This window comes from Marinobacter sp. C1S70 (assembly GCF_000475355.1).
GTDB classification, from domain to species: Bacteria; Pseudomonadota; Gammaproteobacteria; order Pseudomonadales; family Oleiphilaceae; genus Marinobacter; species Marinobacter nauticus.
In genome coordinates, this window is record NZ_AXBW01000030.1 from 13,187 (window position 1) to 35,974 (window position 22,788).

The 22,788-nt window shown below is 58.5% G+C and carries 24 protein-coding genes; 19 read left to right on the forward strand and 5 right to left on the reverse strand.

From position 1 onward, the window contains the following. Positions 1-25: 25 nt before the first annotated feature. The 7 genes from nrdR to Q669_RS10685 all read left to right on the forward strand — a co-directional run bounded on the left by nrdR (position 26) and on the right by Q669_RS10685 (position 5,309). Entirely contained in the window at positions 26-544 is a 519-nt protein-coding gene (gene nrdR / locus Q669_RS10655) for a transcriptional regulator NrdR (RefSeq protein ID WP_011784360.1), read from the forward strand. After that, complete coding sequence (gene ribD, locus Q669_RS10660; RefSeq protein ID WP_022992195.1) at positions 541-1,656, forward strand: bifunctional diaminohydroxyphosphoribosylaminopyrimidine deaminase/5-amino-6-(5-phosphoribosylamino)uracil reductase RibD; 1,116 nt, start codon at positions 541-543, stop codon at positions 1,654-1,656. The genes nrdR and ribD overlap by 4 nt, the downstream gene beginning before the upstream one ends. 64 nt (positions 1,657-1,720) lie before the next feature. Then, positions 1,721-2,836, forward strand: a complete 1,116-nt coding sequence (gene ribBA / locus Q669_RS10665; protein WP_022992196.1) for a bifunctional 3,4-dihydroxy-2-butanone-4-phosphate synthase/GTP cyclohydrolase II — start codon at positions 1,721-1,723, stop codon at positions 2,834-2,836. Positions 2,837-2,884: 48 nt separating this feature from the next. Beyond that, positions 2,885-3,361, forward strand: a complete 477-nt coding sequence (gene ribE, locus Q669_RS10670) for a 6,7-dimethyl-8-ribityllumazine synthase (protein ID WP_011784363.1) — start codon at positions 2,885-2,887, stop codon at positions 3,359-3,361. Continuing rightward, the gene (gene nusB, locus Q669_RS10675) at positions 3,361-3,837 is read left to right on the forward strand and encodes a transcription antitermination factor NusB (protein WP_022992197.1); all 477 of its coding nucleotides are present in this window, start codon (positions 3,361-3,363) and stop codon (positions 3,835-3,837) included. Before ribE ends, nusB begins: the two co-directional genes overlap by 1 nt. 3 nt (positions 3,838-3,840) lie before the next feature. After that, positions 3,841-4,788, forward strand: a complete 948-nt coding sequence (thiL, locus tag Q669_RS10680) for a thiamine-phosphate kinase (RefSeq protein ID WP_022992198.1) — start codon at positions 3,841-3,843, stop codon at positions 4,786-4,788. Continuing rightward, positions 4,785-5,309 carry a phosphatidylglycerophosphatase A gene (locus Q669_RS10685; protein ID WP_022992199.1) on the forward strand — a complete coding sequence of 175 codons (525 nt, stop codon included), beginning with the start codon at positions 4,785-4,787 and terminating at the stop codon, positions 5,307-5,309. The genes thiL and Q669_RS10685 overlap by 4 nt, the downstream gene beginning before the upstream one ends. Before the next feature lie 33 nt (positions 5,310-5,342). Here Q669_RS10685 and Q669_RS10690 read toward each other — a convergent pair whose 3' ends face one another. Then, positions 5,343-5,546 (reverse strand): DUF6316 family protein, encoded by a 204-nt coding sequence (locus Q669_RS10690; protein WP_011784367.1) that lies wholly within the window; start codon positions 5,544-5,546, stop codon positions 5,343-5,345. A gap of 311 nt (positions 5,547-5,857) precedes the next feature. Between Q669_RS10690 and Q669_RS10695 the strand changes: the two genes are divergently transcribed. Beyond that, entirely contained in the window at positions 5,858-6,463 is a 606-nt protein-coding gene (locus Q669_RS10695; protein WP_227501089.1) for a DUF2057 family protein, read from the forward strand. Between the two features lie 65 nt (positions 6,464-6,528). Here the strand turns inward: Q669_RS10695 and Q669_RS10700 are convergent, their stop codons facing one another. Together Q669_RS10700 and Q669_RS10705 are read right to left on the reverse strand one after the other, a co-directional pair. Next, on the reverse strand, positions 6,529-8,055 hold the full coding sequence (locus Q669_RS10700) for a WS/DGAT/MGAT family O-acyltransferase (protein ID WP_022992201.1): 1,527 nt from the start codon (positions 8,053-8,055) through the stop codon (positions 6,529-6,531). 82 nt (positions 8,056-8,137) lie between these two features. Further along, positions 8,138-9,058, reverse strand: coding sequence for a LysR substrate-binding domain-containing protein (locus tag Q669_RS10705; RefSeq protein WP_022992202.1), 921 nt, complete (start codon positions 9,056-9,058; stop codon positions 8,138-8,140). Between the two features lie 153 nt (positions 9,059-9,211). Between Q669_RS10705 and Q669_RS10710 the strand changes: the two genes are divergently transcribed. Beyond that, positions 9,212-10,198 (forward strand): glutathione S-transferase family protein, encoded by a 987-nt coding sequence (locus tag Q669_RS10710; RefSeq protein ID WP_022992203.1) that lies wholly within the window; start codon positions 9,212-9,214, stop codon positions 10,196-10,198. Between the two features lie 13 nt (positions 10,199-10,211). On the opposite strand, the gene ispB is transcribed toward Q669_RS10710, so the two are convergent. Next, a complete protein-coding gene (gene ispB / locus Q669_RS10715) occupies positions 10,212-11,180 on the reverse strand; it encodes an octaprenyl diphosphate synthase (RefSeq protein WP_022992204.1) in 969 nt (322 codons plus the stop codon). A 241-nt stretch (positions 11,181-11,421) separates the two neighbouring features. Here ispB and rplU point away from each other — a divergent pair, with 241 nt between their 5' ends. From rplU to proB, 4 genes are all read left to right on the forward strand, one after another. Beyond that, positions 11,422-11,733 carry a 50S ribosomal protein L21 gene (gene rplU, locus Q669_RS10720; protein ID WP_011784373.1) on the forward strand — a complete coding sequence of 104 codons (312 nt, stop codon included), beginning with the start codon at positions 11,422-11,424 and terminating at the stop codon, positions 11,731-11,733. A 35-nt stretch (positions 11,734-11,768) separates the two neighbouring features. After that, the gene (gene rpmA, locus Q669_RS10725; RefSeq protein WP_011784374.1) at positions 11,769-12,029 is read left to right on the forward strand and encodes a 50S ribosomal protein L27; all 261 of its coding nucleotides are present in this window, start codon (positions 11,769-11,771) and stop codon (positions 12,027-12,029) included. A 136-nt stretch (positions 12,030-12,165) separates the two neighbouring features. Beyond that, the gene (cgtA, locus tag Q669_RS10730) at positions 12,166-13,362 is read left to right on the forward strand and encodes an Obg family GTPase CgtA (RefSeq protein ID WP_022992205.1); all 1,197 of its coding nucleotides are present in this window, start codon (positions 12,166-12,168) and stop codon (positions 13,360-13,362) included. A gap of 30 nt (positions 13,363-13,392) precedes the next feature. Further along, positions 13,393-14,517 (forward strand): glutamate 5-kinase, encoded by a 1,125-nt coding sequence (gene proB, locus Q669_RS10735; RefSeq protein WP_022992206.1) that lies wholly within the window; start codon positions 13,393-13,395, stop codon positions 14,515-14,517. A gap of 66 nt (positions 14,518-14,583) precedes the next feature. On the opposite strand, the gene rpsT is transcribed toward proB, so the two are convergent. Beyond that, on the reverse strand, positions 14,584-14,853 hold the full coding sequence (rpsT, locus tag Q669_RS10740) for a 30S ribosomal protein S20 (RefSeq protein ID WP_022992207.1): 270 nt from the start codon (positions 14,851-14,853) through the stop codon (positions 14,584-14,586). Between the two features lie 264 nt (positions 14,854-15,117). Here rpsT and murJ point away from each other — a divergent pair, with 264 nt between their 5' ends. The 6 genes from murJ (at position 15,118) to ispH (ending at position 22,733) form a co-directional block, all read left to right on the forward strand. Next, on the forward strand, positions 15,118-16,704 hold the full coding sequence (gene murJ / locus Q669_RS10745; RefSeq protein ID WP_081699729.1) for a murein biosynthesis integral membrane protein MurJ: 1,587 nt from the start codon (positions 15,118-15,120) through the stop codon (positions 16,702-16,704). Between the two features lie 118 nt (positions 16,705-16,822). Beyond that, positions 16,823-17,791, forward strand: a complete 969-nt coding sequence (ribF, locus tag Q669_RS10750; protein ID WP_022992209.1) for a bifunctional riboflavin kinase/FAD synthetase — start codon at positions 16,823-16,825, stop codon at positions 17,789-17,791. A gap of 33 nt (positions 17,792-17,824) precedes the next feature. Then, a complete protein-coding gene (gene ileS, locus Q669_RS10755) occupies positions 17,825-20,644 on the forward strand; it encodes an isoleucine--tRNA ligase (RefSeq protein WP_022992210.1) in 2,820 nt (939 codons plus the stop codon). Then, positions 20,644-21,165, forward strand: coding sequence for a signal peptidase II (lspA, locus tag Q669_RS10760; RefSeq protein ID WP_022992211.1), 522 nt, complete (start codon positions 20,644-20,646; stop codon positions 21,163-21,165). Before ileS ends, lspA begins: the two co-directional genes overlap by 1 nt. A gap of 5 nt (positions 21,166-21,170) precedes the next feature. Further along, the gene (gene fkpB, locus Q669_RS10765) at positions 21,171-21,623 is read left to right on the forward strand and encodes an FKBP-type peptidyl-prolyl cis-trans isomerase (RefSeq protein WP_022992212.1); all 453 of its coding nucleotides are present in this window, start codon (positions 21,171-21,173) and stop codon (positions 21,621-21,623) included. Between the two features lie 159 nt (positions 21,624-21,782). Beyond that, positions 21,783-22,733: a 4-hydroxy-3-methylbut-2-enyl diphosphate reductase gene (gene ispH / locus Q669_RS10770; RefSeq protein WP_022992213.1), complete on the forward strand. Its 951-nt coding sequence runs from the start codon at positions 21,783-21,785 to the stop codon at positions 22,731-22,733. Positions 22,734-22,788: the final 55 nt, after the last annotated feature.

Below are 22,788 nucleotides of genomic sequence, written 5' to 3' on the forward strand. Positions count from 1 at the left end.
TCTTTCTTTCCGGAGCAGGTGATTTATGCATTGTCCTTTCTGTGGTGAAGCCGATACCAAGGTGATTGATTCGCGCCTGGTGGCCGAGGGTGACCAGGTTCGCCGCCGCAGGGAGTGTCTGTCCTGCCGTGAGCGTTTTACCACCTTTGAAACCGCTGAGCTGGTGATGCCCCGGGTCGTGAAGCAGGATGGTACCCGGCAGCCTTTTGATGAAGAAAAGCTGCGAGCCGGCATCATGAAAGCTCTGGAAAAACGTCCGGTCAGCATTGAGGAAATCGATGCCGCCCTGAACCGTATCAAGTACCGTCTTCGCTCCACCGGTGAGCGCGAGGTTAAGTCGATGCAGTTGGGTGAGGAAGTGATGACTGAGCTGCGCCAGCTGGACAAAGTGGCCTACGTGCGTTTTGCGTCGGTCTACCGCAGTTTCCAGGACATCAACGAATTCAAGGAAGAGATCGAGCGCCTGTCCCAGGGCAATGGCGATACCGCGGTGGATGTTGCCAGGGCACTGGTGGATAACGGTACAGATAAAGGCAAGGCATGATTTCAGACCGTGATCGGGCAATGATGGCCCGGGCCGTTCAACTGGCCTGGCGCGGTCGCTATTCCACTCATCCCAATCCCCGTGTTGGTTGTGTTATTGCCAAAGGCGATCTCATTGTGGGCGAGGGCTGGCACGAGCGTGCCGGTGAAGCCCATGCAGAAGTGCGTGCTTTGAGCCAGGCTGGCCATGAGGCTCGAGGTGCCACTGCCTACGTTACTCTGGAGCCATGCAGCCACTACGGGCGCACGCCGCCCTGTGCACGAGCACTGATTGATGCCGGTGTGGCCCATGTGTTTGCTGCCACCAAAGACCCGAACCCGTCTGTGTCTGGTCGGGGTCTGGATATGCTCAGGGAGGCTGGCATACGGGTGACCGAGGGCGTGATGGCCGATGAGGCTGCGCGTCTGAATCCTGGCTTTATGAAACGTATGAATACGGGCCGGCCCTGGGTGCGCCTGAAAATGGCGGCGAGTCTCGATGGCCGGACCGCCATGGCCAGTGGTGAAAGCCAGTGGATAACCGGCCCGGAAGCGCGCGCGGATGTGCAGCGTTTGCGGGCGATCAGCGACGCTATCCTCACCGGGGTAGGGACTGTGCTGGCGGATGACCCTTCGTTGACCGTTCGGCGGGACGAGATGGGCGACATCGGTGATGCCACGGATCCGTCCCGGCAGCCGTTGCGGGTGATCGCCGACCGGGATGCCCGTACGCCCGCCACCGCCAGGATTCTTCAGGGTGGCAATGTGCAGGTATTTTGCGCCAGTTCTGCGCTGGCCTCAGGCCCGGCTCAGGATCTGGCTGCACTGGGTGTCAGCCTTACCGGGGTTGCCTGGAAAGATAACGGTGTTGATGTCGCCGAGTTGCTGGATGCGCTGGGCGAACTTGGCATTAACGAATTGCTGGTTGAGGCCGGCCCCACGCTGGCAGGTACGTTCATTGGCGAAAACCTGGTGGACGAACTCTGGCTCTACCAGGCACCGGTTTTCCTGGGCAGTACCGGCAGGCCGACAGCGCATCTGCCGCTGGAGACCATGGCCGACAAAGTACAATGGAAGGTGCTGGATCGTCGTCAGGTGGGTGAGGATCAGCGTCTGATCCTGGCTCGCCACTAATCATTCAATCCATTCCCCGTGAACCGGCTAGACTGTCGGGAGGGGTGAAAGGGTGCAGAACCGTATGGCACTGAACAGCATTGAAGAAATCATTGAAGACATTCGCCAGGGCAAGATGGTCATCCTGATGGATGATGAGGATCGCGAGAATGAGGGCGATCTGGTGATGGCCGCCGAACACTGCACGGCGGAGGCCATCAACTTCATGGCCCGTTTTGGCCGTGGGCTCATCTGCATGCCGATGACCCGTGATCGGTGCGAACAGCTGGGCCTGCCGTTGATGGTGCAGCAGAATGCCTCCGGCTTCGGAACCAAGTTCACCCTGTCTATCGAGGCGCGGGAGGGTGTTACCACGGGCATTTCCGCAGCGGACCGAGCTCGTACCGTGCAGGCAGCGGTTGCCCGGGATGCCAAGGCTTCTGACCTGGTTCAGCCGGGGCATATTTTCCCGCTGATGTCCGATCCTGGTGGCGTTCTCAGTCGTGCCGGTCACACCGAAGCGTCCTGCGATCTGGCGGCCCTGGCCGGCTGTGAGCCGGCCGGCGTGATCTGTGAAATCATGAATGATGACGGCTCCATGGCCCGGCGCCCGGATCTTGAAAAGTTCGCAGAAGAGCACGATCTGAAGATCGGGACCATCGCAGACCTGATTCATTACCGCACCATGAACGAGCGCACGGTTGAGTGTGTGGAGCAGAACGAACTGGATACCGAGTACGGCGTGTTCAAGCTGCACACCTACCGGGACAATATCCAGGGTGCTACCCATCTGGCTATGGTAATGGGCGATATCCAGCCAGATGAGCCGGTGTTTGTGCGTGTGCACATTACCGATACCCTACGCGACCTGTTGGGCGCACGACGTAAAGATTCCCGGAGCTGGCCGCTGCATCACGCACTGGAGAAGGTTGCGGAAGAAGGCAAAGGCGTGGTGGTGCTGCTTAACAGTGCTGAAGACAGCTACAACCTGGAAGACCGGATTCAGGAGTTCTTTGACAAAGGGCAGGGATCCTCAGGCAAGGGCAGTTCCGGCGTGTATTTCACCGTCGGTACCGGTTCCCAGATTCTCCGGGATCTTGGCGTAGGTAAAATGCGCCTGCTCAGTCCGCCGGTTAAATTCTCCGCCATCTCCGGTTTCGACCTGGAAGTGGTGGAATACGTACCTTACGCCCCCGAATGATAAACCCGGTCATCGCCCAAAAAACGATGACCCGCGAAGGAGCCCGAGATGGCAGATATCAAAGTAATTGAAGGTGATTTTACCCAGTGCAGTGGCCGCTATGCGCTGGTGGTTGGCCGGTTTAACGGCTTTGTTGTGGAAAGCCTGGTGGAAGGCGCAGTGGATACCTTGCGTCGTCATGGTATTTCCAATGATGACATTGCCATCATCCGCGTGCCGGGTGCCTATGAAATGCCGTTGGCGGTCAAGCGTGTTGCCGAAACCTCGGACTACGATGCCATCATCGCGCTGGGCGCCGTGATTCGCGGTGGTACTCCGCACTTTGAATACGTCGCAGGTGAAGCCTCCAGCGGCCTGGGCGCTGTCAGCCTGGAAACCGATGTCCCGGTTACCTTCGGCGTATTGACCGTAGATTCCATTGAGCAGGCCATCGAACGCTCCGGCACCAAGGCCGGCAACAAGGGCGCGGAAGCCGCCATTACTGCCCTGGAAATGGTCAGTCTGTTCAAAAAGTTGGGTGAGTAATGAGCGAAGCGGGTGACACTTCTCCCCAGCCGGGGAAAACCGGCCAGCCCAAGGCAGGCGATCGCCGCCGGGCACGGGCGCTGGCCATGCAGGGTTTGTATCAGCGGCACTTCAGCAAAACGCCGATTTCTGATATCGAAGCCGAGTTCATGGTCGACAACGACATGAGCAAGGTCGATATCATGTATTTTCGGGATCTTCTGCGTGGCGTTCACCGCGAGCAGGCGGAGCTCGACAAACTGCTGGAGCCGTTTCTGGATCGTCCCCTCAGGGAGGTCGACCCGGTTGAACTGGCGATCGTCCGCCTCGGAACCTATGAGCTGAAGCATCGCATTGACGTGCCCTACAAAGTGGTCATCAACGAGGGCATTGAAATGGCCAAGCGTTTTGGTGGTACTGAAGGGCACAAGTTTGTGAACAGCATTCTGGACAAACTCAGTCGCCGGTTGCGTCTGGCTGAGACCCGTCCGCGTTGATTCATGGGTGAGTTTGAGCTGATCCGGACGTATTTCCAGCCGCTGGCCGATGGTGCCGGGCAGGATCAGCTCCTTCTTGGCCCCGGTGATGACTGCGCTATCCAGCGGGTACCGCCGGGGCAGGATCTGGTGTTTTCCGTGGACACCCTGGTGCAGGGCGTCCATTTTCCGTTTGATTATTCGCCTGATTATCTCGGATGGCGGGCCCTGGCTGTTGCGGTAAGTGATCTCGCCGCCATGGGCGCTCGCCCGGTCTGTTTTACCCTGGCTTTAACCTTGCCAGACGCCGACGCGGGGTGGCTGAAGGCGTTTTCCGAGGGTCTGGCCCGGGCCAGCAAAGCTTTTGGTATCGCCCTGGCGGGCGGAGACACTACCCGAGGGCCCCTGACAATCACCATCCAGGTGCATGGCACCGTTGACAACGGGCGTGCACTGTATCGATCCGGCGCAAAGCCCGGCGACCTGATATGTGTCAGTGGCCCGCTGGGGGCGGCCGGTGCCGCTCTGGATTACCTTGATGAAACCGACCCCTCGCCTGCGCAGCTTGCCTTGTTATCCCATTATCATTTTCCCCAGCCGCGCCTGGAATTAGGGCAGCAGCTAGCCGGCCGGGCCTCCTCTGCCATTGATGTTTCAGATGGGCTCCTGGCCGATCTCGGTCATATTCTTGAGGCCTCGGGCACCGGCGCACGAATCGACACGGGACGTATTCCGATGATGGCGCAGTTGGTTGCGTTAAAGGGCGAGAATGCCCGGGATCTGGCGTTGGGGGCAGGCGATGACTATGAGCTTTGCATCACCATCCCGCCGGGAACCTTCGACACTCTTGAAAATACTGTGGCCCGTGAACTGATAGTCATCGGAGAGATCACTTCGGAGCCGGGCCTGCAATTGAGCGGACCGGCCCCGGGCGGCATTCAAGGATATGAACACTTTGGGAGACCTGCATGAGTGATGACCTGATGCATGAACCGGATGCCGCCCAGGCCATCTTGCCTCCAGGCTTTCTGAGAAACCCGGTGCATCTGCTGGCCTTTGGTTTTGGCAGTGGCGCAGCGCCCAGGGCGCCGGGAACCTGGGGTAGTCTCGCCGCTATTCCGGTTTGGTATGGCTTTTCCTGGCTGCCGCCGGTGGCCTATTGGCTGGTGGTTCTGGCGGCGTTTCTGGTGGGTATCTGGTTGTGCGGCAAAACCGCGACAGATCTGAAAGTGCATGATCACGGCGGTATTGTCTGGGATGAGTTTGTGGGGATGTGGATTGCCCTGGGCTTGTTTCCGGATCAGCTTTACGGGGTACTCATGGCGTTCATGCTGTTCCGGCTGTTTGACGTGTGGAAGCCCTGGCCCATCAGCTGGCTGGACGAGCGCCTACCCGGAGGGCTCGGTATTATGGTGGACGATGTGGTCGCCGGGGCCATGGCGCTGGGTTGCCTTTGGGCGATTGACGTCTGGGTGATGCCCTATATTGTCTAGCAAAGGCATCACCCATTCGGTTTGTCGGGTGGGTTAGTGCACCTGCTGCTCTTCCGGCAGCATGCGAACAACATGCAGAAAGCGTTTAAGGCCGACTTCTGCCCGCTCTCTCGAAGCAAACGGCCCGCTGTCGAAGCCCTCTCGGGTGGTAAAGTACCATTTGCTCCCTACGCAGAAAAAACGACTGCTGCGAAACGGGACGGGGCCTTGCTCTCCTGTCCTGCGCTGAGTGTCCATGGTTTCTCCTGAGCCCACTTGTTTTTTTCTTCTCGGGCTATGCGTTGTGTAAGCCGACTTGTTTAAAACTAATCCAATTGCTGGCGAATTCAACAATTTTTTACATTCTTACGCCGGGCATCACATTCCGGACCTTTCAGCATCGAAAGCGAATTCGATTGTGTGCCTTGCTCTGATCAGCCGGGATGGTCAGAATGCTTGGCAGCGTTGCCCTCAACATTGCAGGCCGTGCCAACGGCCATCCCTATGGATAAGGAGATGAAGTGAGTATGTGTCACGTTCCAAGGCTTTTCAAGTTGCTGGCTGTTCTGATGAGTGTTGTCATGGTGGGCTGTGCGTCTACCGTGGCCAGGGTCGATACCTGGGAAGGCCAACTGCCCGCGGCAACGGAGCCGGCAGTGCTTCAGGCGCCCGGTGCGATACAGGTGGTCAGCGTGAATGGCCGGAGCATGACCAACTTCCTGATCGACGACCTGGCACTGGATTACGGTTTGCTGCCTGGTGAAAACGAAGTGGTGTTCAACTATAAAACCATCTGGGCCAAGGCCGGTGTGGTGCGCAATGGCGAATCCAAAGTTCATGTCATTGAGAGCGGTCCTCAGGTGGCACGGTTCGAGGCGAGCCCGGACGCGGTCTACCGTTTCGAGTTTGATAAGCCGGGCAGCCGCCAGGAAGCCGAAGCCATGATGGAGAGCTTCTCGGCAAAGATTGTTGCCGGTAACGGTACCGTGGTGGCGGTATCTGAGGAATGGGACGGACAGTCCCGGTTGACAGCCAACCGCACTCCGGTACCGGTGTCTGACGCAGAAAGTGTCGGGCGCACCCAGGACGGCACCGCACTGGAACAGCTCAAAGCCATTTGGGCAGATGCTTCGGACGAAGAGAAGAAGGCCTTTCTGCGCTGGGCATTCGAATAATCCCGGGCCGGGCCTGTGGGCCCGGCTTTTTCACTATCTGATTAGTACTGCAGCCCACACCCCGGTTACCGTCTGAATTTGCCCAGCCCACCTTTTAATAGTTTTTCCACATAGGCCAGGACATCATCGGTCAGGTTGTGTTGTGGTTCCGGAAACTGCTCATGGCCCTGGTCGGGGCCCAGTTCTGCTGCTGCTTTCTCTATCGCTTCCAGGCTGTCATGTACCAGCTCCGGTAGCTGGTCGCTATCGGCGACCACGTCCGGGCAAAGGGTGAAATTCAGGGTGAGCTGGCCCTGGTAGCTGACCGCGACAATTACCAGCCCAAGGCTGTCGAACAGGGGGGCGCTGTTGTACTGGCGCACCAAACGGGCACCTTGCAGGTACAGTGGTACCTGCGGACCCGGTACGTTGGTAATCGGCACATTGAACAGGGGCTGATAGCGTTGTGCGACCTGGAGCTCGGAATACAGGCGGGCCGAAAGTGCCAGCAGTGTTGATGGCAGCAGTTCGGTCAGCCGGTCCGCGGCTATGGCTTCACGATAGGGTTCCGATTCTACCGCGTTACGGTGAATTCGCCGGATCCGGGCTGCCGGGTTGGCTTCTGCGGTGGCCAGGTCCAGCAACATGGCCGACATCTGGTTGCCCGTGGCCTTGCGAAGACTGCTGGAGCGAACCGAGATCGGCGTCATGGCGACCAGCGATGTTCTCGTTTCGATGTTCTGGTTGGCGAGGTATCGGGCCAGGGTTTCGGCGCACAGGCCGAGGACCACATCGTTCAGGGTGACGTCGGCCAAGGAGCCTTTGATGGCTTTGAGCCGGGACAATTCCACGCTGGTCGAGACAATCCGCCGGTTGGCGGTAATCTGCCGGTTAAAGGGGCTGTGGGGCGCGGTGAACAAGGGCAGTGGCAGTGGCAGCTTGTGTAATTGCTTCTGGATCAGCCCACGGGTTGTGGCTTCGGCGGCGTTATAGGCCAGAGAGGCCAGCTGCATCGGCGTTTTCAGCATGTTGGCGCCGGCCTGCAGGAACACCCGCTCCTCAGAAGGTTCCTGCCTTGGCAGCCAGGGGCGGGGTGGTGTGATGGTTCTCGGGCTGGGTGTGTACTCCAGCAGCTTGCCCATGATTTCCTCGCCACTGAAGGCATCAATGGCCGCATGATGCAGCTTCACGATCAGTGCAAACCCTTCTTTCTCGCCCTCCGGATCGTCGATCCGGAAACCATCGACAAAGGTGATGTGCCAGAGCGGTCGGTCGCGTTTCAGTGGTTCCTCAAGAATCTTCGAGGCCAGCGACATCAGGCTGGCCTGCTTGCCGTGTTCGCCCAGGTTTACATAGGCCAGGTGCCGCTCAATGCTGAAATCGGCATCGTCCACCCAATAGGGGCGGCCGAGCCGGAGAGGGATTTCTTTCAGTTTCTGGCGGAACAGAGGCACCACGTGGAGGCGGCTGCGCAGGTAGGCGACGAAGGTGCTGAACGCCAGCGGGTTAGACAGGCCGCTGGCATCAAACAGATAAACGCCGCCGATGTGCATCGGGGTGGTGTCTGATTCCAGATACAGGAACGAGGCATCCAGTTCCGACAGCTGACGCATGGAACGCACTCCTTGTGTTTCTCGTTGTACTCGGCTGACCAGTATACTCCAGACCGTGAATTCCCCGGTTGGCTCCGTTGCCTCAGGAATCCGCCGGCTTGAGCCACTGGCTCAGGCTCTGGTCTTCGCTCAGCCGGTTCCAGAACCACATCAGCGCCTTGCCTTTGTCTTCACTGTGCCGGGCCAGGTGGATGGCGATCGGGGGGCGTGGTTCATGCACTGCTTTCGCCACCAGCCGGCCTGCGGCCAGTGCCTCCCGAATGCGTGGCAAGGGCAGCCAGCCAACGCCGAGGCCTGCTTCCTGTATGGCGATTTTCTGGTCGATGTTGGTGACGGTCAAGGTTCGTTGGCGCCGAAAGATACCGGCATGGCCGGGGGGTAGCGCGCGGGAGGTATCGGCGGCAACGGCGGCGGGAAATGGGGCGATGTCGCTTTCTGTCAGGGGTTCTTGTGCCTGGGCCAGGGGGTGGCTGGCCGCCACGGCAAAGACGAACGGTATCTCCCCCAGTGGCTTAGTGGTAAAGCTTCCGGCGGGTTTGCTGAGCTGGTCTGCGCCAATCACCATGTCGACGCGCCGACTTTGCAGGGCGTCCCAGGCACCTGCAAAGACCTCCTCCACCACCTGCACATCCACTGGAACGCCCAGTTGGTAGAAAGCATCAATCGCCGGAAACAGGCATTGTGCCGGCAGTAGCGAGTTGAAGCCTATTCTCAGCCTGGTCTCCCAGCCCTGGGCTACCTGGCGGGTGGTGTGAGCGAGATTCTCGGCGGCTTCAAGCAGGGAGCGGCCTTCCTCCAACAGGTAACGACCGGCAGGCGTGAGCACGGCTTTGTGCCCGGTTCGGTCAAAGATACTGACATTGAGGTCTTCCTCAAGCTTCTGGACGGTGTAACTGATGGCTGAGGGAACCCGGAACAGTTCGCCGGCGGCACCAGCAAAACTGCCCTTGCGGTCGATAGCGTCCAGTACTTTGAGTGCGTCGATGGTAATGGCTGTATGCATGTTCGAATAATCTGAAAGTGTTTGCCAGAAATGCTTGCTATCAGCCTAGCAGCACAGCCGTTAGCCTGTCTCTATTAATTCAGAACTGGGTCAGCCCCCATCACACTTCATCAGGGCAAATGTCAGGGTGGTTGATCCCGCAGGAGGGTATTTATGGGCTTGTTGGTTGATGGCCGTTGGCACGATCAGTGGTATGACACAGACAAAACCGGCGGCAAATTTGAGCGCGAGGCGGCGCGGTTCCGGAACTGGGTAACCGCTGACGGCTCCGCCGGCCCGGCGGGAGAGGGTGGTTTTCCCGCAGCGAGTGGTCGGTATCATCTGTATGTGTCCATGGCCTGCCCCTGGGCTCACCGAACGCTGATTTTCCGTAAGCTCAAGGGGCTGGAGAAGCATATTTCAGTGTCTGTCGTACACCCGGACATGGTGGAAAACGGTTGGGAATTTCGTCGGGGCAGCGCGGCTCACCAGGATGACCTGTATGATTCCGACTTCATGCACCAGATCTATACCCGTGCCGCCCCGGATTATTCAGGCCGGGTGACGGTGCCGGTGTTGTGGGACAAAGAGCGGGAAACCATTGTCAGCAATGAATCAGCCGACATTATCCGGATGTTCAATTCTGTCTTTGATGGCCTTGAAGACGTCAAGAACGAACTGGATTTCTACCCGGAAAGCCTGCGTGGTGACATCGAGGCCGTGAATGAGCGGGTTTACCATACGGTGAATAACGGTGTTTACAAGGCAGGATTTGCGACAGCCCAGGATAAGTATGAGGATGCCTATCAGGCCCTGTTCGATTCCCTGGATTGGCTGGAACAAATGCTGGCAGAGAAGCGCTATCTCACCGGTAATCAGCTAACCGAGGCCGACTGGCGGCTGTTCACAACGCTGATCAGGTTTGATGCGGTTTATTACAGTCATTTCAAGTGCAATCGCCAGCAGATCCGGGACTATCCGAATCTGTCTGGCTATGTGCGGGAGCTGTATCAGGTGCCGGGTGTGGCAGAAACGGTAGACCTGGACCAGATCAAGCGTCACTACTATGTGAGCCAGCGCACCATTAACCCGACGCAGATTGTGCCGGTGGGGCCAGATCTGGAGTTTGAGGTCCCCCACGGGCGTGAACATCTCAGCTGACAGAGCTGGCAGACTAGCTGACCCGGGCAACCGCTACATCGGTCAGTAGTTCCAGCGCCTGCCGGTGCTCAGAGCCCGGCAGGCAAGCCAGCAGGTCTCTCGCGATCTGCGCCTGCTCTTTTGCCTTTGCCATGGTGTATTCAATAGCGCCGGACGCCTTCACGATCTCCAGTACCTTCGGCAGGTCATCCAGCCCGCCTTTGCGGATGGCCTGGCGAATCAGTTGCCTTTCCTCTTCACTACCGTTGGCCATGGCGTAGATCAGCGGTAGGGTGGTTTTGCCTTCCGCCAGGTCGTCTCCCACGTTCTTGCCCATGGTTTCGGCATCGCCCTGGTAATCAAGCACGTCATCAACCAGCTGGAAAGCCAGTCCCAGGTGTTTGCCATAGTCTTTCAGGGCGTTTTCCTGTTCCGTGCTGGCTCCGGCCAGCAAAGCGCCGGTGTGGGACGCGGCTTCAAACAGCATGGCGGTCTTGTTGTGGATGACGACCATATACTGGTCTTCGCTCAGATCCGGGTTCTTCACGTTCATCAACTGCATGACCTCGCCCTCGGCAATGACTGCCGTAGCGTGAGACAGAACGTTCATGATTGGCAGGCTCTGCAGCTCGACCATCATCTCGAAGGCCCGGGCATAGAGGAAATCACCGACCAGCACGCTGGGCGCATTGCCCCATTTGGCGTTGGCTGTGCTGCGGCCGCGGCGCATGTCCGAGGTGTCCACCACGTCGTCGTGCAGCAGTGTGGCGGTATGCAGGAATTCAATCACGGCAGCCAGCTTCAGGTGATCGTCTTTCTGGTAGCCGGCGGCCTGGCTGGCAAGCAGAACCAGCAAAGGGCGCAGGCGTTTACCGCCGCTTTCGATGATGTACTGGGCGATTTTCTCCACCAGTGGGACATCGGAAGCGAGCCGCTTGATGATAAGGTCGTTAACGCGGCTGAAATCATCCGCTACGGTGTCGTAGATGCGCTGGGCTGTCATCGGGCCGGTAAGTCCCTTGCTGGTGTTTTCGTTGAGTTTTCGGGCAGGTCGCGGCAATGCTAGGTATTGCTGCTTACAGTGTCAACTTGAGCCGGAAACCGGCTTGTATTGGCCGGCGGGTTTTCGTACAATCACGCGCCCAACTCATCCCAACCTGCGCTCCCTGCAATAGGGTCGCCAGAGCGCTTCCCTTAGAACCAGGTGGATAAGAGCAGGGATGGGTCAATCGCGGAGACTATGAATGTACGCAGTTATTGTTAGCGGTGGTAAGCAGCACCGTGTAAAAGAAGGCGAAACTCTGAAGCTGGAAAAGCTGGAAGTTGAAACCGGCGGTTCCGTTGAGTTTGACCGTGTTCTTCTGGTTGCCAATGGCGACGACGTAAAAGTTGGCGCTCCGGTTGTTGAAGGTGCCAAGGTGACCGCAGAAGTGGTTAGCCACGGTCGTCACGACAAAGTGAACATCATCAAGTTCCGTCGTCGTAAGCATCACATGAAGCGTCAGGGCCACCGTCAGTGGTTTACTGAAGTCAAGATCACGGGTATCCAGGGCTAAGCCCTCGAATAACCCCTTAATGAAGGAGGCTGGTAATGGCTCATAAAAAGGCAGCAGGTAGTACCCGTAACGGTCGCGATTCCGAGTCGAAACGACTTGGTGTCAAGCGCTACGGTGGCGAGTCTGTATCTGCAGGCAGCATCATCGTTCGTCAGCGCGGCACCCGTTTCCACGCTGGCAGCAACGTAGGCATTGGCAAGGACCACACCCTGTTCGCGAAAGCGGAAGGTCAGGTGAAGTTCGAAACCAAAGGCCCGCAGAACCGCAAGTTCGTAAGCATCGTTCCGGCTGCGTAAGCAGCGGCGATCCGGTTCTGTTGAACCTTGGGTTTGCCTGATATGCTGATTTAGTCAGTTCTCAGGTGAGTCCGGAGCCCCGCAAAGCTTCCTTGAGGCTGCGGGGCTTTTTAGTTTATGCAAAGGCATTTGGCGTATGAAATTTGTAGACGAAGCCACCATCATTGTTGAAGCCGGTAAAGGCGGGCATGGTTGCCTGAGCTTCCGGCGGGAAAAGTACGTGCCAAAAGGTGGTCCCGACGGCGGTGACGGCGGGGATGGCGGTTCCGTCTATCTGGAGGCGGACAGCGCACTCAATACCCTGATTGATTACCGCTTCCAGCGTAAATACAAGGCCCAGAATGGTGAGCCGGGTGCTGGCCGCAACTGCACCGGCACCAAAGGCGAAGATCTGGTTCTGCCGGTGCCGGTTGGCACGACGGTGGTGGACATGGATACCCATGAAGTGCTGGGCGATCTCACCAAAGAAGGCCAGCGCCTGAAAGTGGCTCAGGGTGGTTTTCACGGCCTTGGCAATACCCGCTTCAAGTCGTCCGTTAATCGTGCTCCGCGTCAGACCTCCAAAGGGTCTGAGGGTGAGGCGCGTAATCTGCGCCTGGAACTGAAGGTTCTGGCCGATGTCGGTCTGCTGGGTTTGCCCAATGCCGGTAAGTCTACGTTCATCCGGTCGGTTTCCGCAGCGCGCCCGAAGGTGGCGGATTATCCCTTCACCACGCTGGTACCGAATCTTGGTGTGGTCAGTGTGCAGGCCCATCAAAGCTTTGTTATCGCGGATATTCCCGGTCTGATTGAGGGGGCAGCCGAGGGTGCGGGTCTTGGTATTCGTTTTCTGAAGCATCTGGTCCGGACCCGCTTGTTGCTGCACCTGGTGGATGTTGCTCCTTATGATGGCTCGTCCCCGGCCGATGCGGTCAGGGCAATTGTCCACGAGCTCGAGAAGTTCAGTGAAACGCTGGCCAGCCGTCCTCGTTGGCTGGTGCTGAACAAGGTCGATATGGTTGCCGAGGAAGATCGTGAGGCCCATTGTCAGGCCATTGTTGATGAGCTTGGCTGGGAGGGGCCTGTGTTCCGCATTTCCGCGCTGAGCGGCGAAGGCACCAAGCCTTTGGTGCAGGCCGTGATGCGCTGGATTGAGGAGCAGGCCGAGCAGGAAGCCGATAACCCGGATTTTGCCGAGCAGGAAGCCGCGCGCAGGCGCCGTATGGACGAAGAGGCTCGTCAGAAGATTGAGGCGGATCGTCAGGCCCGCCGAGCGGCCCGTCACGCGGACGATGATGACGACGACTTTGACGACGATGATTACGACGTTGAAGTGGTTTACGCCCCGGAATAACTCACTAACGGAAGAGACTGTACCGCTATCATGAGTGAACGCCTCCAGCTTCGACAGGCCCGTCGCCTGGTAGTAAAGATCGGTAGTGCCTTGCTGACCAATGATGGCAAAGGTCTGGATGTTGCTGCATTGGGGTTGTGGGTAGATCAGATCGCCGAGCTGATTGCCGACGGTGTAGAGGTGGTGGTGGTGTCGTCTGGTTCGGTGGCCGAGGGTATGAGTCGCCTGGGCTGGACGGTTCGCCCTCAGCACTTGCACGAGTTGCAGGCTGCGGCTGCTGTGGGGCAGATGGGGCTTGTCCAGACCTGGGAAGCCCAGTTCAAGCGCCATGATATTCATACGGCGCAGATCCTGCTGACCCACGACGACCTCTCCGACCGCAAACGTTACCTGAACGGCCGCAGTACCCTGCGTACGTTGCTGGATTACGGCGTGGTGCCGATCGTGAACGAGAACGATACGGTGGTGACCGACGAGATCCGGTTTGGTGATAATGACACCCTGGGCGCGCTGGTGGCCAACCTGATTGAGGCTGATGGTCTGATCATTCTGACCGATCAGGTGGGGTTGTTTGATAAAGATCCCCGCAAGCACCGCGATGCTGTACTTGTGACCGAACGCAGGGCGGAGGATCGCGAGCTGGATGCCATGGCCGGCGGCGGTGCCGGTGCGCTTGGGCGCGGTGGTATGCAGACCAAATTGAGGGCGGCCCGGCTGGCGGCCCGTTCCGGCGCGTTTACGGTGATTGTCGGTGGCCGGATCGAGCATGTGATTGCCCGGTTACGCCAGGGTGATGTCGTTGGCACTCTGTTGTTGCCAGAGCAGGGGCGGCTGGCCGCCAGAAAGCAGTGGATTGCCAGCCATCTGCAAACCCGGGGCAAGCTCACGCTGGATGACGGTGCGGTGAAAGTGTTGCGCCAAGGCGGGCGGAGCCTGTTGCCGGTGGGTGTGAAGGCGGTGTCCGGGCAGTTCCGGCGGGGCGAGATGGTTTCATGCGTGGATCTGGCGGGCAAAGAAATCGCGCGGGGGCTGGTTAACTATGATGCTGATGAGGCCAGGGCCATCGCGGGCCGGTCCAGTGATCGCATTAACGATGTTCTCGGTTATGTGTCCGATGAGGAGATGATCCATCGGGATAACCTGGTGGTGGTTTGATCTTTTCTGCTTGATTCAGGCACAAAAAAACCGGCTGGCTAGCCGGTTTTTTTATTTTGCACAGAATCAGGCGCTTTTCAGGGCCTTGATTTTGGCGTTCAGTCGGCTCTTGTGACGAGCAATCTTGTTCTTGGCGAAGATACCTTTGTTGACCATGCTGTCCAGGATCGGCTGAGCTTCTTTCAGAGCAGCCTGGGCTTCATCGTGGTTACCGGCCTTGATCTTGGCGTCGACCTTTTTCATGTAGGTGCGTGCCATGGAACGCAGGCTGGCGTTATGCTTGCGGTTTTTCTCGTTCTGACGAGCGCGCTTCTTGGCTTGCGGGGAATTTGCCACCGTAAAACTCCTGAAAATTCGTTGCTATAAAAGAAATTTTTACATCGCGGGCGCGCCAAAACCAGCGCGTCGAAATAAATGACGCGGAACTATGCCGCTGAATGCCCGAAATGTCAAGGCCACCGCATGGTTCGTGCCTCGCCAGCAAAGCCCTGTGGTACACTCCGGCATCGCAGCGCTGGGGGCTGGCCGAGGGCTTTAATCGGCCTTGTGGATTACCGAGATGGCCCGCAGCGCCCACTCAGGATTCTGGACGCCGAAATCATGCCTTCCGAACAGCCAAAGCCGCCCCAAACCGGGAAGTCAGAACCACCCAAAGCGCCGGGGTTGCTGAGATCGTCTGGTGTGGTAGGCATGATGACCATGCTGTCGCGGGTGTTGGGGCTGGTCCGGGATATGGTAATTGCCCGCTACTTTGGTGCCGGAGCAGGGGCGGATGCGTTCTTTGTGGCGTTCAAAATCCCCAATTTCCTACGGCGTCTGTTTGCCGAAGGTGCGTTTTCCCAGGCTTTCGTGCCGGTGTTGTCGTCCTATCGGGAGAATCAGGACATCTCGGAAGTGAAGCGCCTGGTGGATGCCGTGGCCGGCTCTCTGGGTTTGGTGCTTTTGGCGGTGACTCTGGTTGCCATGCTCGGTTCGCCGGTGCTGACTGCGGTATTCGCGCCGGGGTTTCTGGATGACGACCTCAAGTTTGCGCTCACCAGCGACATGCTGCGCATTACCTTTCCGTATTTGCTGTTGATATCCCTGACCGCCTTTGCCGGCGGCATTCTCAACAGCTACGACCGGTTTGCGGTGCCGGCCTTCACGCCGGTGTTGCTGAATCTGGCCATGATTGCGGCGGCCATTTTTCTCACGCCGGTGATGGATGAGCCGGTGATGGCGCTGGCCTGGGGTGTGTTCATTGCAGGGGCCTTGCAGTTGTTTTTCCAGTTGCCGTTTCTGATGCGTTTGGGGTTATTGCCCAGGCCCAGGATTGATTACCGGCACGAAGGGGTCAACCGGATTCTGAAGCTGATGGCGCCGGCGCTGTTCGGGGTTTCGGTCAGCCAGATCAATCTGTTGCTGGATACCGTGCTGGCCTCCTTCCTGCAAACCGGCAGCGTGTCCTGGCTTTACTATTCCGACCGTTTGTCTGAGTTGCCATTGGGGGTGTTCGGTATTGCGATCGCCACGGTGATTCTACCCAGTCTGTCGCGTAAGCATGCGGCGGCATCCGCGGACCAGTTTGCGGCGACTCTTGACTGGGCTGTACGGGCGGTTTTGCTGATCGGCGTGCCGGCCGCCCTGGCGTTGGCTTTGCTGGCCGAGCCCTTGATCGCAACTCTGTTCCACTACGGCGAAGTGACCGATCGCGACGTCGCGATGTCTGCACAAAGTCTGCGGGCCTATTCTGCGGGTTTGCTGGCGTTCATGTTGATCAAGGTGCTGGCGCCGGGCTTCTTCGCCCGGGAAGATACCAAAACCCCGGTAAAGATTGGTGTGATCGCCATGGTCGCCAATATGGTGTTTAACCTGGCGCTGATTGCGCCGCTGGCCCATGCCGGGCTTGCGCTGGCGACGTCGCTTTCTGCCTGGCTCAACGGTTATCTGCTTTGGCGCGGACTTCGCAAGGAAGGCGCCTGGAAAAGCCAGTCGGGCTGGCCGAAGTTCCTGATGCAACTGGCGGTTGCGAACGGTGCACTGGCGGCGGTGATCCTCTGGCTGAATGTGCCGGTTGGCCAGTGGCTGGCCTTTACTGGCCTGCAGAGGGCCTCGGAAATGACGATTCTGGTCGTGGCCGGGGTTTTCGCCTATTTTGTTGCGCTCGCCCTTGTGGGTGTCCGCGTGCGGCAATTCCGCCAGAAGTAAGGCGTTGTGATTTCTACCACACCGGCTCCTGGGGTATAATCGCGCGTTTTCTCACCAGTGCGTCGCGCGTTCGCGCCGGCGCGCCGAAAGCCATTGGCAGCATTAGGGTTCGCAGTACATGCGTCTGATTCGAGGCCTGACCAATCTCAAGCGTATCGCGGGAAGTGCGGATTCTCCGCTGGCCGATGGGTGCGTGGCCACCATCGGCAACTTTGACGGGGTTCATCGGGGCCATAGAACCATCATCGATCAGGTCAGAAGCAAGGCTCAGGCTCTTAACCTGCCGTCTGTGGTGATGATTTTCGAGCCTCAGCCCCAGGAATTTTTTAAGGGGGCGGAAGCGCCTCCCCGGTTGATGCCGTTTCGCCAGAAATTTGAAGCTCTGCTTGGCGAAGGCGTTGATGTGGTGCTGTGTATCCGCTTTGACGAAACCTTCCGCAGCTATTCGGGCATGGGTTTTATCGAGGATGTGCTGATCAATGGCCTTGGGGTTCGTCACCTCGTGGTTGGCGACGACTTCCGCTTCGGCTGCGACCGGGCCGGCGACTTCAGGCTGCTGCAAAGTGTGGGGCAGCAACGGGGCTTTACAGTTGAGAATACCCGTACCGTTGTGGTGGGCGGTGAGCGGGTGAGTAGCACCCGGGTGCGCAATGCCCTGAATGTGAACGGACTGGAGGAAGCCGAGCGACTGCTGGGGCACCCTTACCGGATCCATGGGCGGGTGGTTTATGGCCGGCAGTTGGGCCGGCAGATCGGCGCGCCCACCGCCAATATCCTGCTGCATCAGATGCCGGCGCTGCGAGGGGTTTACGTGGTGAGGGCACGGCTCGATACCGGGGAATGGCGTGATGGCGTGGCGAACATTGGCCTGCGCCCCACGGTAGATGGCAAGCGACCATCGCTGGAAGTGCACCTGTTTGACTTTGCTGGCACACTTTATGGCCAGCACCTGGAAGTCGTGTTCCGCCATGGCCTGCGGGACGAAGTGAAATTCGACTCTGTTGACGAACTTCGGCAACAGATCGCCCGGGATTTTGAGCATGCCCGGGCCTGGTTGGCGGAGAACCCCGCCACGCCGGAAACCTGATTCAACTGACCAACCAAGAGTACGCACACAGACATGAGCGACTACAAGCATACCCTGAATCTGCCGGAAACCGCGTTCCCCATGCGCGGTAACCTGGCCAAGCGCGAGCCGGACATGCTCAAGCACTGGCAGGACCTGAACGTTTACGGCAATCTGCGCAAGCAGCGCCAAGGTCGTGAGAAGTTCATCCTGCACGATGGCCCTCCCTACGCTAACGGCAGCATTCACATCGGGCATGCGGTCAACAAGATCCTGAAAGACATGATCGTGAAATCCCGCAGTTTCATGGGCTACGACGCACCTTACGTGCCGGGCTGGGATTGCCACGGTCTGCCCATCGAGCACAAGGTTGAGCAGGAAATCGGCAAGGCCGGCGTAAAGGTGGACTACAAAACCTTCCGCCAAGCCTGCCGAGACTACGCCACCAAACAGATCGAAGGCCAGAAGGCCGACTTTATCCGCCTGGGCGTGATGGGTGAGTGGGACAAGCCCTACCTGACCATGGATCCGAAAGTGGAGGCGGGCATTGTCCGGGCGTTGGGCAAGATCGTCGCCAAGGGCCACCTGGTGCGGGGCTTCAAGCCGGTTTACTGGAGTGTGGTTGGTCAGTCCGCACTGGCAGAAGCCGAAGTTGAATACCAGGACAAAACCTCAACCCAGATTGACGTGCGCTTCACCGTCGTGGATCAGGACGCCGTACTGAGAACCTTCGGAACCAGCGAAGGTGAGGGCGATGTATCCCTGGTGATCTGGACCACTACTCCCTGGACGATTCCCGCCAACCAGGCGGTGTCCATCGGTGCCGATATTGAATACGCACTGGTACAGTTAGATGCCGGCCACGGCGCGGAGCGCATGATTCTGGCCACGGACATGGTGCAGGGCATCATGGCTCGCTGGGGAGTGGAAGACTACAAAGTGCTGGCCAACGTGGCCGGTTCCGCCCTGGAAAACCAGTTGCTGCACCATCCGGTGTACGACAAGCAAGTGCCGGTGCTGCTGGGTGACCATGTCTCCCTGGAAGCAGGTACCGGTGCCGTGCACACCGCGCCAGACCATGGTATGGAAGACTTTGAAGTAGGTAAGGCCTACGGCATTGGCACCATCAACCTGGTGAAAGCCGATGGCACCTACACCGAAGCGGCCGGCGAGTTCGCTGGCGTGCACGTATACAAGGCCGATGAGCCGGTATGCGCCGCGCTGGAGCGGGAAGGCAAGCTGGTACGCGCGGAAAAATTCCGCCACAGCTATCCGCACTGCTGGCGCACCAAGACCCCACTGATCTACCGGGCTACGCCCCAGTGGTTCATCAGCATGGACAAGCTCAACCTGCGCGCCGATGCGTTGGAGGCCATCAAAGGCATCCGCTGGGTACCGGCCTGGGGCCAGAACCGTATTGAAGCCATGTTCGAGCAAAGCCCGGACTGGTGTATTTCCCGTCAGCGCACGTGGGGCGTGCCGATCACCTTGTTTATCCACAAGGAAACCCAGGAGCTGCATCCGAGCACCCAGGAGCTGATCGAGAAAGTCGCCCAGGCGGTGGAAACCGGCGGCATCGATGCCTGGTACGACATTGACCAGAACGAACTGCTGGGCGCCGATGCTGACCAGTACGAAAAAGTTCTGGATACCCTGGACGTCTGGTTTGACTCGGGTGTCACCCATGACTCTGTATTGCGGGTACGTGAAGAATTGGGCCAGTTCCCGGCCGATATGTACCTGGAAGGCTCCGACCAGCATCGTGGCTGGTTCCAGTCATCCCTGAAAACCTCCATCGCCATGAATGGCGTGGCCCCGTACAAGCAGGTGCTCACTCACGGCTTCACTGTGGACGCCAAGGGCTACAAGATGTCCAAGTCCATGGGTAACGTTATCGCCCCACAGGAAGTCATGAACGAGCTGGGTGCAGACATCCTGCGTTTGTGGGTCTCTGCCACCGACTACAGCGGTGAGATGAGCGTTTCCAAGGATATCCTGCGCCAGACGGCAGACGGCTATCGCCGTATCCGCAACACTGCACGCTTCCTGCTGAGCAACCTGACCGGGTTTGATCCGGAACAGCACATGGTCGCGCCTGAAGACATGATCGCCCTGGACCGCTGGATGGTCGACCGCGCCCTGCAGCTCCAGAACGAACTGCACGAAGACTACGGCAACTATGCCTTCCTTCGGATCTACCAGAAGGTGTACAACTTCTGTGAAGCCACCCTGGGTGGCTTCTACCTGGACATCATCAAGGACCGCCAGTACACCACCCAGGCCGACAGCCTGGCGCGACGTTCCTGCCAGACCGCGCTCTATCATGTAGCCGAAGCCCTGGTGCGCTGGATTGCGCCAATCCTGAGCTTCACCGCTGATGAAATCTGGCAGCACCTGCCGGGTAAGCGCGGCGACACCGTGTTCTACGAAACCTGGTACGAGGGCTTGAGTGCGCTGCCTGAAGGCTTCGAGTTAGGCCGTGACTACTGGCGTGAAATCTACGCTGTGAAAGAGGCGGTCAACAAGTGCCTGGAAGAAGCCCGTGCCCGTGGTGAAATCAAAGGCTCGTTGAGTGCGGAAGTGACTCTGTACTGCGAAGGTAGCCTGGCCGAGCGACTGAACTATCTTGGTGAAGAGCTGCGCTTTGTGCTGATTACCTCTGAAGCCACCGTTAAGCCGGTGAGCGAAGCAGCCGGCGTAGAGCAAACCAACGTGGAAGGTCTGCTGGTGAAAGTGACCCCGGCGACTCACTCCAAGTGCGAACGCTGCTGGCACCACCGTGAAGACGTGGGGCAGAACGAGCAGTACAGCGATCTGTGTGGCCGTTGCGTGACCAATGTGGAAGGCCCGGGTGAAACCCGTGCATACGCCTGATGGATGCGGTCATGACTGAAAGCGCTGGCAGCAAACTGAAATGGCTGTGGCTGGCGGTGCTGGTCATCGCCATTGACTTGGGCACCAAGGCCGTAGCCACGGCTATGCTGACCTATGGCAACCCTGTACCGGTGCTGCCCAGTTTCAACCTGACGTTACTGCACAACACTGGCGCGGCGTTCAGCTTCCTGGCCGATGCCGCCGGCTGGCAGCGCTGGTTCTTCGTCACCCTGGCGGTTGTGGTCAGCGTAGTGCTGGTGGGCTGGCTGAGAAAACTCAAAGCTGATGAAACCTGGACTGCCATCGCCATCGTATTGATCCTCGGTGGCGCCATCGGCAACGTGTACGACCGGGTGGTGCATGGTTACGTGGTGGATTTCCTGCATTTCTACTGGCAGGACTGGCATTTCCCGGCCTTCAACCTGGCCGACACCGCCATCACCATTGGTGCTGCCATGATGATCATCGATGCATTCCGCAAACCCGCTGGTGCCAGCGGCGATGCTGACAGGAGCAACTGAACCCCATGAAAGAACTGCCCATCGACAAGGGAACCCGCGTAAAACTGCACTTCGCCCTGAAGTTTGAAGACGGCGAAACTGTGGATACCACCTTCGACAAAGAGCCGGCTACCCTGGAAATCGGTGATGAAAATCTGCCGGAAAATTTCGAAGCCTACCTGATGGGCCTGAAAGCCGGCGACCACAAAACCTTTGAAGTACCGCCGGAAAAAGCCTTCGGGCAGCACAACCCCAGCAATATCCAGACCTTCAAGCGCCACGAATTCAGTGCTGACATGGTTCTGGAGCCTGGTGTAGTGATCTCCTTCGCCGACGCGCGCCAACAGGAACTGCCCGGTGTGATCAAGCGGGTAGAAGGTGACCAGGTGGATGTGGACTTTAATCACCCGCTGGCAGGGCATACACTGAGCTTTGAGGTAAAGATCATTGATGTGGAGCCGGCTGGCCCGACTCATTGATTTGATCGGCTAACCATGAATTAGCGGGATGCGAGGTAGGTTCTTCCGGGATTGTCTGCAGCAGGGATGCTGCAGTCAAGCGTACAGGGACGTATTCACAGCGTGTCCCGGAAGAACCTACCTCGTAGCACGCGGGCGACAATCTCTAAGGGCAATGTTATGCAAATCCGACTCGCTAACCCCCGTGGCTTCTGTGCCGGCGTAGACCGCGCCATAGAAATTGTAAACCGCGCGCTGGACGTGTTCGGAGCGCCCATCTACGTGCGCCACGAAGTGGTCCACAACAAATTCGTGGTCGACAACCTGCGCAACCGGGGTGCGATCTTTGTCGACGAGTTGGACGAAGTGCCCGACGACAAACTGGTGATCTTCAGCGCCCACGGCGTCTCCCAGGCGGTACAGAACGAAGCTGCCCGCCGCGGCTTGAAAGTCTTCGACGCCACCTGCCCGCTGGTCACCAAGGTACATATGGAAGTGATGCGCTACAGCCGTGACGGCCGCGAGTGCATCCTCATCGGCCACCACGGCCATCCGGAAGTGGAAGGTACCATGGGCCAGTACGACCACAGTAACGGCGGCGACATCTACCTGGTGGAAGACGAAGCCGACGTGCAAAAGCTGGAAGTAAAAGACCCCAGCCGCTTGTCCTTCGTTACCCAGACCACCCTGTCCATGGACGACACCGCCCGGGTAATCGATGCTCTGCGCGCCAAATTCCCGGAAATTGAAGGCCCCCGTAAAGATGATATCTGCTATGCCACCCAGAACCGGCAGGATGCCGTCAAACAGCTAGCCGGCGACTGCGACATCATGCTGGTGGTGGGCTCCCCCAACAGCTCCAACTCCAACCGCCTGCGCGAACTGGCTGAGCGCATGGGCACGCCTGCTTATCTGATTGATGAAGCTGGCCAGATTGATCCTAAATGGCTCGAAGACAAGCAGGCTGTAGGCGTAACCGCCGGTGCATCCGCCCCGGAAGTGCTAGTGGCCGAGGTGATCAATCGCCTGAAGGAGCTGGGTGGGGAAGAACCGCAGGAAGTGGCAGGCAGGGAGGAGAATATTGTGTTTTCCATGCCCAAGGAATTGCGGATCGACGCGGTGAACGTTTGATCTGAATCACACTTCTGCGGACCCAATTCCGCTTATCTTCTGTAAACCGCCACTT